Source organism: Flavobacterium sp. LMO8 (genome assembly GCF_009495755.1).
Taxonomy (GTDB): Bacteria; Bacteroidota; Bacteroidia; order Flavobacteriales; family Flavobacteriaceae; genus Flavobacterium.
The window spans coordinates 479,421-494,062 of record NZ_WIBJ01000031.1; the positions used below are offsets into that span (position 1 = coordinate 479,421).

General features: G+C 31.5%; 16 protein-coding genes. 9 read left to right on the forward strand and 7 right to left on the reverse strand.

Annotation, left to right across the window (positions count from 1 at the left end; translation table 11 throughout):
• Nucleotides 1–89: 89 nt before the first annotated feature.
• The gene (gene pepE, locus GFJ94_RS10135) at nt 90–797 is read right to left on the reverse strand and encodes a dipeptidase PepE (RefSeq protein WP_153201417.1); all 708 of its coding nucleotides are present in this window, start codon (nt 795–797) and stop codon (nt 90–92) included.
• A 111-nt stretch (nt 798–908) separates the two neighbouring features.
• Here pepE and GFJ94_RS10140 point away from each other — a divergent pair, with 111 nt between their 5' ends.
• The 6 genes from GFJ94_RS10140 (at nt 909) to GFJ94_RS10165 (ending at nt 6,353) form a co-directional block, all read left to right on the forward strand.
• Entirely contained in the window at nt 909–1,685 is a 777-nt protein-coding gene (locus tag GFJ94_RS10140; protein WP_153201418.1) for a carboxypeptidase-like regulatory domain-containing protein, read from the forward strand.
• Entirely contained in the window at nt 1,675–2,505 is an 831-nt protein-coding gene (locus GFJ94_RS10145) for a hypothetical protein (RefSeq protein WP_153201419.1), read from the forward strand. The genes GFJ94_RS10140 and GFJ94_RS10145 overlap by 11 nt, the downstream gene beginning before the upstream one ends.
• Before the next feature lie 16 nt (nt 2,506–2,521).
• Entirely contained in the window at nt 2,522–3,028 is a 507-nt protein-coding gene (locus tag GFJ94_RS10150; protein WP_153201420.1) for a DUF6702 family protein, read from the forward strand.
• 16 nt (nt 3,029–3,044) lie between these two features.
• On the forward strand, nt 3,045–5,324 hold the full coding sequence (locus tag GFJ94_RS10155; RefSeq protein ID WP_153201421.1) for a M1 family metallopeptidase: 2,280 nt from the start codon (nt 3,045–3,047) through the stop codon (nt 5,322–5,324).
• Between the two features lie 101 nt (nt 5,325–5,425).
• Nucleotides 5,426–5,773, forward strand: coding sequence for a twin-arginine translocase TatA/TatE family subunit (locus GFJ94_RS10160; protein WP_153201422.1), 348 nt, complete (start codon nt 5,426–5,428; stop codon nt 5,771–5,773).
• 1 nt (nt 5,774) lies between these two features.
• Nucleotides 5,775–6,353, forward strand: coding sequence for a phosphatase PAP2 family protein (locus GFJ94_RS10165; RefSeq protein WP_153201423.1), 579 nt, complete (start codon nt 5,775–5,777; stop codon nt 6,351–6,353).
• Here GFJ94_RS10165 and GFJ94_RS10170 read toward each other — a convergent pair.
• Genes GFJ94_RS10170 through GFJ94_RS10185 form a run of 4 tightly spaced genes read right to left on the reverse strand, consistent with a single transcriptional unit; the run spans nt 6,343 to nt 8,646 of the window.
• Nucleotides 6,343–7,389 (reverse strand): glycosyltransferase family 9 protein, encoded by a 1,047-nt coding sequence (locus GFJ94_RS10170; protein WP_153201424.1) that lies wholly within the window; start codon nt 7,387–7,389, stop codon nt 6,343–6,345. The genes GFJ94_RS10165 and GFJ94_RS10170 overlap by 11 nt on opposite strands.
• A complete protein-coding gene (locus GFJ94_RS10175; protein ID WP_153201425.1) occupies nt 7,389–8,030 on the reverse strand; it encodes an O-methyltransferase in 642 nt (213 codons plus the stop codon). The genes GFJ94_RS10170 and GFJ94_RS10175 overlap by 1 nt, the downstream gene beginning before the upstream one ends.
• Before the next feature lies 1 nt (nt 8,031).
• On the reverse strand, nt 8,032–8,316 hold the full coding sequence (locus GFJ94_RS10180) for a type II toxin-antitoxin system RelE/ParE family toxin (protein WP_153201426.1): 285 nt from the start codon (nt 8,314–8,316) through the stop codon (nt 8,032–8,034).
• Nucleotides 8,317–8,319: 3 nt separating this feature from the next.
• Nucleotides 8,320–8,646 carry a hypothetical protein gene (locus GFJ94_RS10185; RefSeq protein WP_153201427.1) on the reverse strand — a complete coding sequence of 109 codons (327 nt, stop codon included), beginning with the start codon at nt 8,644–8,646 and terminating at the stop codon, nt 8,320–8,322.
• Nucleotides 8,647–8,658: 12 nt separating this feature from the next.
• On the opposite strand from GFJ94_RS10185, the gene rlmN reads away from it, so the two are divergent.
• From rlmN to dnaG, 3 genes are all read left to right on the forward strand, one after another.
• Complete coding sequence (gene rlmN / locus GFJ94_RS10190; protein WP_153201428.1) at nt 8,659–9,699, forward strand: 23S rRNA (adenine(2503)-C(2))-methyltransferase RlmN; 1,041 nt, start codon at nt 8,659–8,661, stop codon at nt 9,697–9,699.
• Nucleotides 9,700–9,777: 78 nt separating this feature from the next.
• Nucleotides 9,778–10,758: a polyprenyl synthetase family protein gene (locus GFJ94_RS10195; RefSeq protein WP_153201429.1), complete on the forward strand. Its 981-nt coding sequence runs from the start codon at nt 9,778–9,780 to the stop codon at nt 10,756–10,758.
• Between the two features lie 351 nt (nt 10,759–11,109).
• A complete protein-coding gene (gene dnaG, locus GFJ94_RS10200) occupies nt 11,110–13,086 on the forward strand; it encodes a DNA primase (RefSeq protein ID WP_153201430.1) in 1,977 nt (658 codons plus the stop codon).
• On the opposite strand, the gene GFJ94_RS10205 is transcribed toward dnaG, so the two are convergent.
• Complete coding sequence (locus tag GFJ94_RS10205; RefSeq protein ID WP_153201431.1) at nt 13,083–13,712, reverse strand: response regulator transcription factor; 630 nt, start codon at nt 13,710–13,712, stop codon at nt 13,083–13,085. The genes dnaG and GFJ94_RS10205 overlap by 4 nt on opposite strands.
• A gap of 80 nt (nt 13,713–13,792) precedes the next feature.
• Complete coding sequence (gene nadE / locus GFJ94_RS10210) at nt 13,793–14,599, reverse strand: NAD(+) synthase (RefSeq protein WP_153201432.1); 807 nt, start codon at nt 14,597–14,599, stop codon at nt 13,793–13,795.
• Between the last annotated feature and the right edge of the window lie 43 nt (nt 14,600–14,642).

Consider the following 14,642-nt stretch of genomic DNA (forward strand, 5'->3'; position numbering starts at 1 on the left):
TGGTAGAGCTCCAGCCTTCCAAGCTGGTTGTCGCGAGTTCGAGCCTCGTCTTCCGCTCCACAAAAAGCCTTGCAATTGCAAGGCTTTTTTTATTTCAATTCGTTTAGTTCGGTTTCAGGCGCTACTTCAATTGGTGTTTCGTTTCTTTTGAAAATTATAGCGGTAAAAGTTCCTTTTAATTTCACAGAATCGCCTTTAACTTGTAGCCAACTTCCTTCTCTCAATCCAACAACAGGTTGCGGATTAAAATGATGAAATTCATTAATTCTAGTTTCGCGTGTTTCTCCCATGTGTGTTGAACCTTCAATAGGATCTAAATAATGTGGATTAATATTGAAAGAAACAAATCCTAAAGTTCTAAAACTTGGTGGATATACAATAGGCATATCATTAGTAGTACTCATAGTTAAACCGCAAATATTACTTCCAGCGCTTGTTCCTAAGTAGGGTGTGCCGTTTTTAACTACTTTTTCTAAAGTGTCAATTACATTGTTTTTGTATAATTGGCTTACTAATAAAAAAGTATTTCCTCCTCCAGTAAAAATTCCTTGTGCTTTTTCAAGAGCTTTAATTGGATTTTCAAATTCGTGAATTCCTTTAACAGAAATATTAATTTTGGTAAAAGCTTCACTAACTTTTTTAGTGTAATCATCATGTGAAATACCACTTGGCCTTGCGTATGGAATAAAAATCAACTCTTTTACGTTCGAAAAGAAAGATTGCAATTCAGGTAATAAATAATCTAAATAGCTACCGCCATGTAAAGTTGATGTACTTGCAATTATAATATTTTTCATTAAATTATTTTTTACAAATTTATCAAATTGTATTAACATAAGTTTATCATCTCATTAGGATTTCATTTTGATGAGAACTAATTACATTTACAATGTGATAATATTTCATTTATGATAAAAAAACTATTTTTCTTTTTTTTACTACTTCCAACTTTTGTTTTTTCTCAAAACGACTCTATAATAAATGGTAAAGTCGTTTCTGAGTCATCTTTATTGGAAGGAATTCATATTATTAATTTATCCAAAAAAAATGGTGCTGTTACAGATGCAAGAGGTTATTTTCAAATAAGCGCCAAAGTTTCCGATACACTTCAGTTTAGCGCTGTTAATCTGAAAGCTAGACAATATGTGTTAACTACAAATGATTTTTTAAAAGATTTGGTTTTTGTAAAAATGGAATCACTCATTAATAAATTAGATGAGGTTGCTATCATTCAATATAAAAATATAAATGCAGTTGCTCTTGGAATTGTACCTGCCAACCAAAAAACATATACTCCTGCAGAACGTAAGCTTGCTGCGGCAGAAGAATTTCACTGGTATAGTCCATTATTAATTCCTTTAGGAGGAATGAGTGTAGATGGTTTGATTAATTCGATAAGTGGAAGAACAAGTATGTTAAAGAAAGAACTAGTTGTGGAGCGAAAAGAATTTCTTTTATCAAAGATTTCAGATTATTATGAAAGAGAATATTTTACAAAAACATTAAAAATTCCAGCAGATTATGTTGATGGATTTTTGTTTTATGTAGCGGAAAACGAAAGATTTACAAGAGCAATGAGAGATAAAAATAAAACCATGGCGTCTTTTATTTTGTCAGAACTTGCAGTGGAATATTTAAAAGTTAGTGAATTAGAACCTTCAGATTCAAATAAGAATGAAAAATAGTTTTATACTAGTAATTGCGATTTTATTTAGTCAGTTGTTCTTTTCTCAAGAAGTAGAACGAAAGATTTTGAAAGGAAGAATAATTGCAGATTCTATAGAAGTTGAAAATCTAACAGTTTTTAATATTACATCTAACATTGGAGCTGTCACTAATGTAGATGGAAAATTTTCTATCAAAGCAAAAGCAACTGACACTTTATATATTCAAGGGCTTTCATATGATTCTAAAAAATATGTTTTAACAGAAAAGGATTTTTGGCTAGAAGAATTACAAATTAAATTACATATAAAAGTTACAGAATTAAATGAAGTAGAGGTTACACCCTATACATTAAGTGGAAATCTTACTCATGACACAAAAAGAATTCAAGTTTATGGCGAAGGCTTTTCAAAAATAGATATGAATATAAAACATTATGAAGATGATGTTCGGTCTGGAACTCCTATAAATAGAGCAATAACAAGTCAGTTGGCTCCTAATGGTTCGAATTTTAATTTTCTTGCAATTGGAGCTGGATTAGTGAGTTTATTAGTAAAAGATAGAAACCCTAAAAAGAACTCTGAACGCGTTTTTGAAGAACGAAGACAACATGATATCATGTCAAAATCTTTTTCCGATCATATGTTTGAGCGTTTTTCTCATAATTTTTTTGTAGAAACCTTGAAAATTAAGAATGAAGATATTCCAATGTTTTTACAATATGTCGAAATGCCTGCCAAAGACTTATCCTTGTTTTTAAAGCCTGAATGCGAGTTGCAGCTTATTCAATATTTAACCGATAAAGCAAAAGCATACAAATTAGAAAATCAAAAAGAATAATTACTATTTTTACCAAATGAATAAGAACTTGTTACGATTTTTTTTACCAACCATTATGATTGTGATGTTGAGCTCATTTGCTTGGCATAAATTTTATGTTTCTGTAACCCAAATCGATTATGTGCCTAATAAAAAAAGAATAGAAATTACACACAGAATTTTTATTGACGATTTAGAAAAAGCATTGGAAAAAAAATACAAGAAGAAAGTGTATCTGACTTCTAATAAAGAATTGCCCGAAGCCGAAACCTTAATCAAAGATTACTTAAAGGAAAACGTAAAAATTTCCATCAATAAAAAAGTACAAAACCTCGAATTTTTAGCTCGTGAAATAGAAGGCGATGTGTTAATTTTTTACACTAAAATTGCTATTTCAAAAAAAATAAATACCTTCGAAATCTTTAATTCATTACTAACCGATGTTTACAGCGAACAACAAAATATTGTTCATGTAAATATTAATAGTAACAAAAACAGCTTTTTGTTTACTAATAATGATACGCAACAAAAAATAGTCTATTAAAAGAAACTAAAATACCATGAAAAAGTCAATTGTACTATCTGTCTTTTTAACTTTAGCTGTTGCTTTTGGGGCAGTTGCTCAAGAATTAAAAACAGAAGAGAAAAAGCGTGAATTAGGACATTATAATGAGAATAAATTCCGTCAAATGTATGACGAAATGGCTACTCCTAATATGTACAGAACAGCTTCTGGAGCTCCAGGACCTGCTTATTATCAGCAAAAAGCAGATTATAAAATGAATCTGGAATTAGATGATAAAAACAAGAAATTATATGGTTCTGAAACAATTACCTATCACAATAACGCTAAAGAATCGTTAGAATATTTATGGGTGCAATTAGAACAAAATATTGAAAGACCTGATTCGAAAACACCTTTAGTTGAAAATCAAAATATGGACAAAGCTATTTCAACAAGTGGTTTTGCAAAAAAATACATGGGAAGTCCTTTTCCAGGAGGTTTTAACATCGAATATGTTAAAGATGCTAAAGGAAATCCAATGAAATACACCATCAATCAAACTATGATGCGTATTGATTTGCCTAAACCATTAAAAAATGGTGAAAAGGTTTCGTTTTCAATCAAATGGTGGTACAATATTGTAAATTACATGGAGCAAGCCAATAATGGTCGTTCTGGTTATGAACAATTTCCTGATGGAAATCGTTTGTTTGTAATGGCCCAATTTTTCCCAAGAATGGCTGTCTACAATGATGTAGAAGGATGGCAAAACATGCAATTTTGGGGTAGAGGCGAATTTGCTCTAGTTTTTGGAGATTATGAAGTAAATATCACAGTTCCAGCTGATCACGTTATGGAAGCAACAGGAGTTTTACAAAATAGAAGCGAAGTCTTTACAGCAGAACAAGTTAAAAGATGGGAATTAGCTGAAAAAACATTTGATAAACCAGTTGTGATTGTTACGCAAGAAGAAGCAGTTGCAAAAGAAAGTAGCTTTTCAGACAAAAAGAAAACATGGAAATTTAAAGCTCAAAATGTGCGCGACTTCGGTTTCTCAACTTCAAGAAAATTCATAATCGATGCAATGGCAGTTGATTTACCAACAAACAAACCATTAGCAATTTCAATTTATCCAAAAGAAGCAAATCCACTTTGGGGAGATTTATCTACAAAAGCGGTAGCACACACTTTAAAAACGTATTCACATTTTACATTTGATTACCCTTATCCAAAAGCAGTTTCAGTTTCTGCAGAAGATCAAGGAATGGAATATCCAATGATTTGTTGGAACTACGGTCGTCCTGACGAAAAAGGATTTGTAAGTGATAGAATTAAATACGGAATGTTAGGAGTTATTATTCACGAAGTAGGACACAATTTCTTTCCAATGATTGTAAATTCAGATGAAAGACAATGGTCATGGATGGATGAAGGTTTAAATACATTCTTAGAATATTTAACAGAAATTTCATTCGATCCAAAATTTCCTGCTACGAGAGGTCCAGCTAAAAACATTGTGCCTTACATGAAAGGAAACCAAAAATATTTAGAGCCTATTATGTCAAACTCGGAGAATATTTACCAATTTGGAGCTAATGCTTATGGAAAACCAGCAACAGGGTTAAATATTTTGAGAGAAACTATTATGGGTCACGAATTATTTGACCATGCTTTCAAAACGTATGCAAACCGTTGGAAATTCAAACACCCAACTCCAGAAGATTTCTTTAGAACAATGGAAGATGCTTCTGCTGTTGATTTAGATTGGTTTTGGAGAGGTTGGTTTTATTCTACAGATTATACAGATATAGGAATTAAAGAGGTAAAACAATACTATGTAATTGAGCAAGATCCTTCAGAAGCTAAAGCGCAATTTAATAGAAGAGGAAGAAAAATTGGAGATGCAAATCAACCAATGTTAAAAATGGTGTTAGAAGCTTCAAATGATTTTAAACCAGAATTAGCAAAAGGTTTTGATTATTCTAAAGTTCAAGCTTTAAATGATTACTTAACTAAAAACTATTCAGTAGCCGAAATTAATGCATTAAAAACACCAAGTTTTTTCTATGAAGTTGAATTTGATAAGCCTGGAGGTTTAATAATGCCAATTATTGTAGAACTTCAGTTTGAAGATGGAACTACTGAAACTCAAACGTTTCCTGCTCAAATTTGGAGAAGAAACAATGAGACTGCAAAACGAGTTTTTGCTACTGAAAAGAAAGTGGTAAAAATTCAATTAGATCCTAAATTAGAAACTGCCGATATAGATGTTACAAATAACTATTGGCCAAAAGAAGAAACAGAATCTAAATTTGATACTTTAGAAAAAAAATAAGAATTAAGACTATCTTCGGATAGTCTTTTTTTTTGATTACTTTAAGATAAATCGCAATAAAACTTTGTAACTTTGCGAAGTTAAATTTTCAAAATTAAACTATGTTTGGAATAGGCGGAGGTGAATTGTTTTTCATCATTTTGGTTGTTTTAATGTTATTTGGATCAGATAAAATTCCAGATATTGCTCGTGCTTTAGGAAAAGGTATGGCGCAATTAAAGAATGCAACAAACGAAATAAAGAATGAAATTCATAAAGGAACTCAAGACGCTGGATTGGATATGAATACTTTAACAGGAGGTGTTTCAGATGAAATAGCAAAAGCAAAAGAAGGAATCACTAAAATGGTAAATCCTTTGGAAAATATCAATTTAGATGTTCAAAATCCGATTGAAAAAGTAAAAGAAGATATTGAAAGCATTACCGGACCTGTAAAAAGACAATTGTAATTTGGAACAGTTAATTAACTTAGATAAAGAATTATTCCTTTTTTTAAATGGATTGGGTTCAGAACCATTCGATGGTTTTTGGAAAATTATCACCAAACAACTCTATTGGTCACCACTTTTTGTTGGTGTTTTTTATCTTCTTCAAAAGAAAGTGGGTTGGAAAGGTTTAGGAATCATAATTCTTTTCTTGGCTGCTTTAATTACGTTTACAGACCAAATTACGAATCTATTCAAATATTCTTTCGAACGTTTACGACCATGTAATAATCCCGAATTTGATGGAATAATTAGAGAAGTAATTACAAGAAAATCATTTAGTTTTTTCTCTGGACATGCGGCCAATTCAATGGCATCAACAATGTTTATTTTCTTAATTGTCAGAAAGTATTATAAGTTTGCATATTTATTGTTTCTATTTTCGTTAATTTTTGCTTATAGCAGAATTTACTTAGGATTACACTATCCCGCGGATATTGTAACTGGTTATGTTTTTGGTGGATTTTTTGGATTTTCGTTTTATAAATTATACTGTTATATAAACAATCGATACAAAATAAATTCAGAAATTATTACTGAATAACTGTTTTGACTTCTTTTAAAATTGCATCAATTTCTTTTCCATTAGTATCTATCCCAAAATTATTATCATGATAAGGTTGGTATAATTTTTTCTCTGTTACTGAAAAAAGTCCAATTGTAGTTGTATTAGTAGAATTAGATAAATGCATAATGCCGCTATCAGCACCTATGAAAAGTTCTGTATTAGCAATTAATGCAGCTATTTTTCGCACATCTTTACTATAATAGGATGGTGCTTTAAAGTTAATTTGCGAAACATTTTCGGCGGGTAAAACTTCAATAATTGTATAATTATTAAATTCTTTTTTTAAAACTTCATAAAAAATAGTCCACCATTCTTTTGTGTATTTTTTATCACTCGTTGCATACGTGAAAATACAGATGGTTTTTTTTGTATTACCAGTAAGTTCAAATAAATCGTTTGCTCCTTTTTTTAATTCTTCTGAGTCCAAGCGTATGTTGATTTTAGGAATTGAATTATCAGGTAATTCTAATCCTAGTATTTTAATCTCTTCTCTAAAATCGTAAACAGGACGTTTGGCGTTATGTAAGTAATCATTGTAAACGGAAGATTCCAAATCTTTAATACGTCCAAATATTTTATATTTTGATTTTGTAATTTTTGTAGCAATAGAACCAGAGGAAGAATAACTAACGGTATTGATAATTAAATCATATTTATGTTTGCGTAAATAAAGCCAACATCCTAAGTATTTTATAAATTCTTTAAAATGTTTTCGCGGTAATGAAATTATTTTATTGACTTCAGGATAATTTTTAAATAATATGGAACCAAGGTTACCCTTGAGAAAAAGATCAATTTTTGCGTCTGGGAAAGTGGTAATTAATTCTTGTAATAAAGGTGTAATTAGAAGCTGATTTCCCAATCTGTGATTTGGTCTAACAATTAGTATTTTTTTAATTTCAGACGGATTTTTTATGCTGTTTTGATACGATTTTGTCTCGTTAATCGTTTTTACAAACAGATTTTTTGTAATACTTTTTCTAAATAAATTTATTTCTTCTTTCAAATTCATTATAAAACTCGACTTACGGTTAAACCATCACGAATAGGCAATAAAACCGTTTCTACTCTTGGGTCAGTGTTTAATAGTTGATTGTATTCTAATAAAATGGGAGTGCTTTTATCGTTTGGTTTTACTTCTTCCAAAACTTTTCCGCTCCATAACACATTATCCGATAAAATAATTCCGCCTTTGTTCATCATCGGAACGATTAAGTGGAAATAATTCACATAATTTTCTTTGTCAGCATCAATAAAAACCAAATCAAATTTTTTATTCAAAGTTGGGATAATGTCAACCGCATCACCTAAATGTTGAAAAATTTGATCTTTCCATGGCGAAGCGTCAAAATATTTTCGCTGAAAATCTACTAATTCTTCTTCAATATCAATCGTATCTAAAGTTCCGTTTTCCATCAAACCTTCTGCTAAACACAAAGCTGCATAACCTGTATATGTACCTATTTCTAAAATATGTTTCGGACGAATTATTTTAGAAAGCATACTCAAAACTCTACCTTGAAAATGGCCACTCAACATACGAGGTTGCATGATTTTTTGGTAAGTTTCTTTGTTTAATTTCGCTAATAATTCAGGTTCCGCTTGTGAATGATTGGCTACGTAATCTTCTAAATCTTCTGATATGAAATGCATTTTATAAACTTTTGGTTGGGTCTTGTAATGTGTTAAAAACTCTAATTACGAATATTTCAGAATCTTTGATGTAATAAAGAATTTTGTAATTTCTGACAATAATTCTCCTACAATCTTTTCGGTATTCATCAATTTGAAATTGCTCTACAAAAGTAATTGAATTTGGCGCTTGATAAATTTCGTCAATTATTTTATTTGCAGTTTCTGATGAAATTTTATTGGAGAGATAATGATGTATGTTTGAAATATCTTCGAAAGATTTAGAAGTCCAAATAATTGAAAACATTATTTATTGCTTTTTTAATTGCTCAATTTTAATTGCCATTTCTTCGTTGGTAAAAGTTTTATTATTCTTAATATCTTCAAAACCTTCTTCAACTTTTAGTTGGTATTCTTCTAAATTTAGAGCATATCCTTTTGAATCAAAAGCGATAGTTTCTTTCGAATATTCATTTAAAACCGAATCTACAATGCGAAGCACACGCTCATCGGCATTTTCGAGTTTTAATTTTATAATTTCTTTTAATTCAGGAATTCCCATAAAATTCTTTTTAACAAAAATACAAAAAGAATTCATCCAATTTTCTAATTTTTGAATTCTAATTTCTAAATTCATTACTTTTGCACCATGCAAATCGAGAAAAAAGACATACGAGCACTTACCAAAGAACAATTACGTAACTTCTTTGTTGCTAACGGAGACAAAGCTTTTCGCGGCAATCAAGTTTATGAATGGTTGTGGCAAAAGCGAGCGCACACTTTTGAAGATATGACCAATGTGTCTAAAGAAACTCGAGCTATGTTAGAAGCTAATTTTGTAATCAATCACATTAAAGTTGATACGTTACAACGTAGTGAAGATGGTACCGTTAAAAATGCTGTTCGTTTGCATGATGATTTAATTGTAGAATCGGTTTTAATTCCAACTGAAACTCGAACTACTGCTTGTGTTTCTTCGCAAGTAGGTTGTAGTTTAGATTGTAATTTTTGTGCGACAGCGCGATTAAAACGTATGCGTAATTTGGAACCGGGAGAAATCTACGATCAAGTGGCTGCCATTGATAACGAAAGTCGTTTGTATTACGACCGACCGCTATCAAACATTGTTTTCATGGGAATGGGAGAGCCTTTGATGAATTATCCAAACGTGATGAAAGCGATTGATATGATTACTTCAAATGAAGGTTTAGGAATGTCGCCAAAACGTATTACAGTTTCTACTTCTGGAATTCCGAAAATGATTAAGAAAATGGCAGATGATGAGGTGAAATTTAAATTAGCGGTTTCCTTACATTCGGCGGTGGAGGAAATTCGTAACGAAATCATGCCGTTTACTAAAAACTTTCCGCTAACCGATTTGCGTGAGAGTTTAGAATATTGGTACAGAAAAACCAAAAGTAAAATTACTTACGAATATGTGGTTTGGAAAGGAATCAACGATGATAAAAAATCGATTGACGCTTTGGTGAAATTTTGCAAATATGTACCATGTAAAGTGAATTTGATTGAGTACAATCCTATAGATGACGGCATGTTTCAACAAGCGTCGGAAGAAGCTACTAATGCTTATATTACGGCTTTAGAAAAAAACAATATTGTTGCTAAAGTTAGAAGAAGTCGAGGAAAAGATATTGATGCAGCTTGCGGACAATTGGCAAATAAATCTTAGTTTATTTTGTTATACTGAATCTGTTTCAGAATCTAATTTTTTGCCTATATCAATTGTTTTCGTACTTTTGATACCTCAATGAAAATAACCGAACAAATAAAGCTACCCATCGCAAATGAAATGGAACTCTTTGAAGAGAAGTTTCGCGATTCCATGTCTTCAAAAGTGGCTTTATTAAACAGAATCACACATTATATTGTAAATCGAAAGGGAAAACAAATGCGACCAATGTTTGTTTTCTTAACCGCAAAAATGGTTTCAGGAGGTACTATTAATGAACGAACGTATCGAGGTGCTTCGGTTATTGAATTAATTCACACTGCAACTTTAGTACATGATGACGTAGTTGACGACAGTAACAAACGTCGTGGGTTTTTCTCTCTAAACGCACTTTGGAAAAACAAAATTGCCGTTTTAGTGGGCGATTATTTGTTGTCAAAAGGATTGTTGCTTTCTATCGATAATAACGATTTCGATTTACTAAAAATCATTTCTGTTGCTGTTCGTGAAATGAGTGAAGGCGAATTACTTCAAATTGAAAAAGCGCGCAGATTAGACATCACCGAAGATATTTATTACGAAATCATCCGACAAAAAACAGCTACTTTAATTGCGGCTTGTTGTTCGCTTGGTGCATGTTCTGTTGCTCCAGAAGATAAAGTGATGGTCGAGAAAATGCGCAAATTCGGTGAACTTATCGGGATGGCGTTCCAAATCAAAGATGATTTATTCGATTACACCGATGACGCCATTGGTAAACCAACTGGAATTGACATCAAAGAGCAAAAAATGACTTTACCATTGATTTACGCTTTGAATAATTGTTCCCCAAAAGAAAAAAGTTGGGTAATCAATTCGGTAAAAAACTACAACAAAGACAAAAAGCGCGTAAAAGAAGTGATTCAATTTGTAAAAGACAAAAACGGATTAACGTACGCCGAAGAAAAAATGGTACAATTTCAACAAGAAGCACTTTCATTATTACAAGATTTCCCAACATCCACTTATAAAGATTCCCTTATTTTAATGGTAAATTACGTTATTGAAAGAAAAAAATAATTTTCTTTTTCCAAAATTTCTCCATTGATTTTGTCATTCCGAAGGAATCTTATAATTTTTAGTTGGTAGATAAAACCTTTTCAATTTCATTCTAGTCTTTTATTTGGGATATAAATAATCTACTTATATGTTAAATATGACTTAAATCCGATGTTCAAGAACAATAATATTGATCAAAACAACGTTTCATTAGGAATACGCTTTGATTTTAATTAGATTTAGGGTTAAGTTAAGTTCTCTGTTTAAAAAAGCACTTCAGTTACATGAAGTGCTTTTTTGTTTTTATAAGTTTTTTTGTAGATTAACTTTACAACTTTGTATCTTTGAAACTTTCCGAATTAAAATTGCAATTTGATATCAAAAGACACCATAGAAAAAGTATTTGAAACCGCCCGAGTTGAGGAGGTAATTGGTGATTTTGTACAACTCAAACGCGCAGGAAGTAATTTGAAAGGATTGTCTCCGTTTGTAAATGAGAAATCGCCTTCATTTATGGTTTCTCCAGTAAAGCAAATTTGGAAAGATTTCTCCTCAGGAAAAGGTGGGAATGCTGTGACTTTCTTAATGGAACACGAACATTTTACGTATCCAGAAGCTATTAAATATTTAGCGGTAAAATATAATATTGAGATTGAAGAAACCGTTCAAACTGATGAAGATGTAGCGCAAGCCAATGAAAAGGAAAGTATGTATTTGGTTTCCGAATTCGCTCAGAAATATTTTCATTATACTTTATTGGAAACCGAAGAAGGAAAAGCTATCGGATTGTCTTATTTTAAAGAACGTGGTTTTACTTCTGAAACAATTAAGAAATTCGGATTAGGATATTCGCCTGAAACTTGGGACGCTTTTACCAAAGAAGCACTTGGAAAAGGTTATAAATTAGAATATTTAAACAAAACCGGACTTTCCATTGTGAAAGAGGACAAGCAATTCGACCGATTCAAAGGTCGTGTGATGTTTCCGATTCAGAGTATGAGTGGACGTGTTTTGGGTTTTGGAGGTCGTATTTTGACCAATGATAAAAAAGCTGCAAAATATCTGAATTCACCCGAAAGTGATATTTACCACAAGAGTAAAGTTTTATACGGAATTTTCCATGCAAAACAATCCATTGCCAAACTGAATAATTGTTATTTAGTGGAAGGTTATACCGATGTTATCCAAATGAATCAAGCTGGTATTGAAAATGTTGTAGCTTCTTCTGGAACTGCTTTAACTCCAGATCAAATTCGTTTAATTAATCGCTTAACGCCAAATATTACGGTGCTTTTTGATGGTGACGCAGCCGGACTTCGAGCTTCGATTCGAGGAATTGATTTGATTTTGGAAGCTGGAATGAACGTAAAAGTTTGTACGTTTCCTGATGGAGATGACCCAGATAGTTTTGCTCGAAAAACGTCGTATGAAGATTTGCTATTGTATTTTGAAGAAAACGCCAAAGATTTCATTCAGTTCAAAGCTTCTTTATTGATGCAAGAAGCCAAGAATGATCCAATTAAAAAAGCAGATTTAATTCGTGATATGGTCATCAGTATTTCAAAAATTCCAGACCGAATTAAGCGTGAAGTGTATATTAAGGAATGTTCCCGAATCATGGATATTTCCGAAGATGTGCTTTTTAATACCTTAGCGCAATTAGTTAAGAAAGATTTATCAGAAGCTAACAAACAATATAAAGAGGAACAAAAAGCATTTGAAGTAGTTAAGAATGATGTTTCTCAACCTACAGCAAAAGTTGATATTCAGTACGAATTAGAGCATAAAATCATCCAAATTTTATTGTTGTACGGAGATAAAGAAGTTACTTTTGAAGACACTATTTTAGCTCAAAATGAAGATGGCGAAATGGTTGGGGTAAAAGAACAAAATAACTATAAAGTATACCAACGTATTTATCTGAGTTTGCAAGAAGATGAGGTAGAATTGGCTAATCCAGTTTTCAAAGCAATTTATAACCATTTGATTGCTTATTTTAATGAAAATGAAGTTTTTGAATTAGATAAATATTTGATGTATCTTCCAGAAGAATTAGCACAAGAAGTTACGACAGTTCTTATGAATGAAGAACGCGAAGTGCTACATAACTGGGAAGTACAACAAATTTACGTAAAACAAAAAGAAGCTACTATAAGTCAATACGTTACCGAAACAATTATTACATTGCGGTGGTATTTGGTCAATAATATAATTGACGATTTGAAAAATAATCTTTCTAAAGAGGAACAATCTGATAATTCAGATACATTAGAAATGGTTATGGCCTATTTAGGACTTACACATGTTTTTTCCCAAAACTTAGGGCGAGTTTTGTCAAGATACAATTAAATTATATCTAAGTCTTTTGCTTTTTTCAACAAGTCTACTAAATTAGTAACGTTTAATTTGGCTAGTAAACGCAATTTATAAGTACTGATTGTTTTTTCATCTAGACCTAAAATTTGAGCTACTTCTTTATTTTTCTTGCCATCATTAAGGTAACGAAGTACTTCAATTTCTCTGGTAGATAATTTTTTAAACAAGCGTTCCGATTTTTTTCCTTTGCTCAGCATTTCGATACTTTTTTTAACCGTTTCGCTGAAAACAATTTTACCTTCTGAAACTTTTGAAATAGCGTTTTCTAACTCTTTTAAATCACTATTTTTAGAAATATATGCCGAAACTCCAGCTTTAATTGCAGTTGGGGCATACATTTGCTCGGTTACTGAAGTGAAAAGGATTATTTTAGTTTCAGGGAAATCTTTTAAAAGACTTTTAATATCTCTAATGCTAGATAATCCTGATAATTCTATATCTAAAAGCAATATGTTGCATCTTTTTTCATCTAAAATTGTAAGTAAAGATTCTAAATTTTTAGCCGATGCAATAATTTCCATTCTGTTATTATTATGAAAATAAGATTGTAATCCTTGGATTACAACGGGTAAACTGTCTGCAATACATATTTTAATCATAACTAAAAAATTAAATTACACCTTGATTTACTTTCAAAGTTACTAAAAAAAATGTAATTACTTGTTAATTAGTATAAATATTATTTTAATCCAAATGGTATTTTACATATAGGAATTGGATTCATTTTGTGTTGATTAATCGTATTTAACCTTTTGAAGATATTAAAAACTTCGGCTTCTCTTCCTGAAAAATCTTCCAAGGTTTTTCCGTTTTCCATTTGAATCATGGCCCATTCTAATTCATCATAATTAGCGCCTATTTGATCTTCATCGCTTCTGTCATCTCCAAATAAGCCATCTGTTGGTTTAGCTTTCAAGATGCTTTCTGGGACTTTTAAATATTCGGCAAGCAATCGTACTTCGCTTTTTACTAAATCTGCAATCGGACTAACATCAACGCCACCGTCGCCATATTTTGTAAAAAAACCTACGCCAAAATCTTCTACTTTATTTCCTGTTCCAGCTACCAATAATCCATGAATTCCAGCAAAATAATACAAAGTGGTCATTCGTAAACGCGCACGCGTATTGGCTAAAGATAAATTCAAAACGGCTTCATTTTCTGATGAAGGAACTTGATTTTTAAATGTTTCAAATACGGGAGTTAAATCGGCTCTTTCGTTAAAAACATTTGGGAAACGTTTTTTTAATTGATCAATATGCTCGTTAGCTCTATTCACATGACTTTCCGCTTGATGTATTGGCATTTCCACACATAAAGTGGGTAAACCAGTTTGCGCGCAAAGTGTAGAAGTTAATGCACTATCAATTCCGCCCGAGATTCCCACAACAAAACCCTTTACTTTTGCGTTAGTAGCATAATCGAGTAACCATTTTACGATATGTTGATTGATTTTTTCGGCTTGAAAGGTGGTAGAATTTGTCATTTTTTTATGAAAATTTATTAGTCGATAACTGTATATTTGCAAA

What these genes read in the sequence shown, in the direction of transcription:
- GFJ94_RS10170 (WP_153201424.1), bottom strand. Translation starts at nt 7,389, where the DNA reads ATGAATTTGAAAGAAGAAATAAATTTATTTAGAAAAAGTATTACAAAA.
- GFJ94_RS10150 (WP_153201420.1), top strand. Translation starts at nt 2,522, where the DNA reads ATGAATAAGAACTTGTTACGATTTTTTTTACCAACCATTATGATTGTG.
- GFJ94_RS10145 (WP_153201419.1), top strand. Translation starts at nt 1,675, where the DNA reads ATGAAAAATAGTTTTATACTAGTAATTGCGATTTTATTTAGTCAGTTG.
- GFJ94_RS10140 (WP_153201418.1), top strand. Translation starts at nt 909, where the DNA reads ATGATAAAAAAACTATTTTTCTTTTTTTTACTACTTCCAACTTTTGTT.
- GFJ94_RS10205 (WP_153201431.1), bottom strand. Translation starts at nt 13,712, where the DNA reads ATGATTAAAATATGTATTGCAGACAGTTTACCCGTTGTAATCCAAGGA.
- GFJ94_RS10160 (WP_153201422.1), top strand. Translation starts at nt 5,426, where the DNA reads ATGTTTGGAATAGGCGGAGGTGAATTGTTTTTCATCATTTTGGTTGTT.
- pepE (WP_153201417.1), bottom strand. Translation starts at nt 797, where the DNA reads ATGAAAAATATTATAATTGCAAGTACATCAACTTTACATGGCGGTAGC.
- GFJ94_RS10155 (WP_153201421.1), top strand. Translation starts at nt 3,045, where the DNA reads ATGAAAAAGTCAATTGTACTATCTGTCTTTTTAACTTTAGCTGTTGCT.
- GFJ94_RS10180 (WP_153201426.1), bottom strand. Translation starts at nt 8,316, where the DNA reads ATGTTTTCAATTATTTGGACTTCTAAATCTTTCGAAGATATTTCAAAC.
- nadE (WP_153201432.1), bottom strand. Translation starts at nt 14,599, where the DNA reads ATGACAAATTCTACCACCTTTCAAGCCGAAAAAATCAATCAACATATC.
- rlmN (WP_153201428.1), top strand. Translation starts at nt 8,659, where the DNA reads ATGCAAATCGAGAAAAAAGACATACGAGCACTTACCAAAGAACAATTA.
- GFJ94_RS10185 (WP_153201427.1), bottom strand. Translation starts at nt 8,646, where the DNA reads ATGAATTTAGAAATTAGAATTCAAAAATTAGAAAATTGGATGAATTCT.
- GFJ94_RS10175 (WP_153201425.1), bottom strand. Translation starts at nt 8,030, where the DNA reads ATGCATTTCATATCAGAAGATTTAGAAGATTACGTAGCCAATCATTCA.
- GFJ94_RS10195 (WP_153201429.1), top strand. Translation starts at nt 9,778, where the DNA reads ATGAAAATAACCGAACAAATAAAGCTACCCATCGCAAATGAAATGGAA.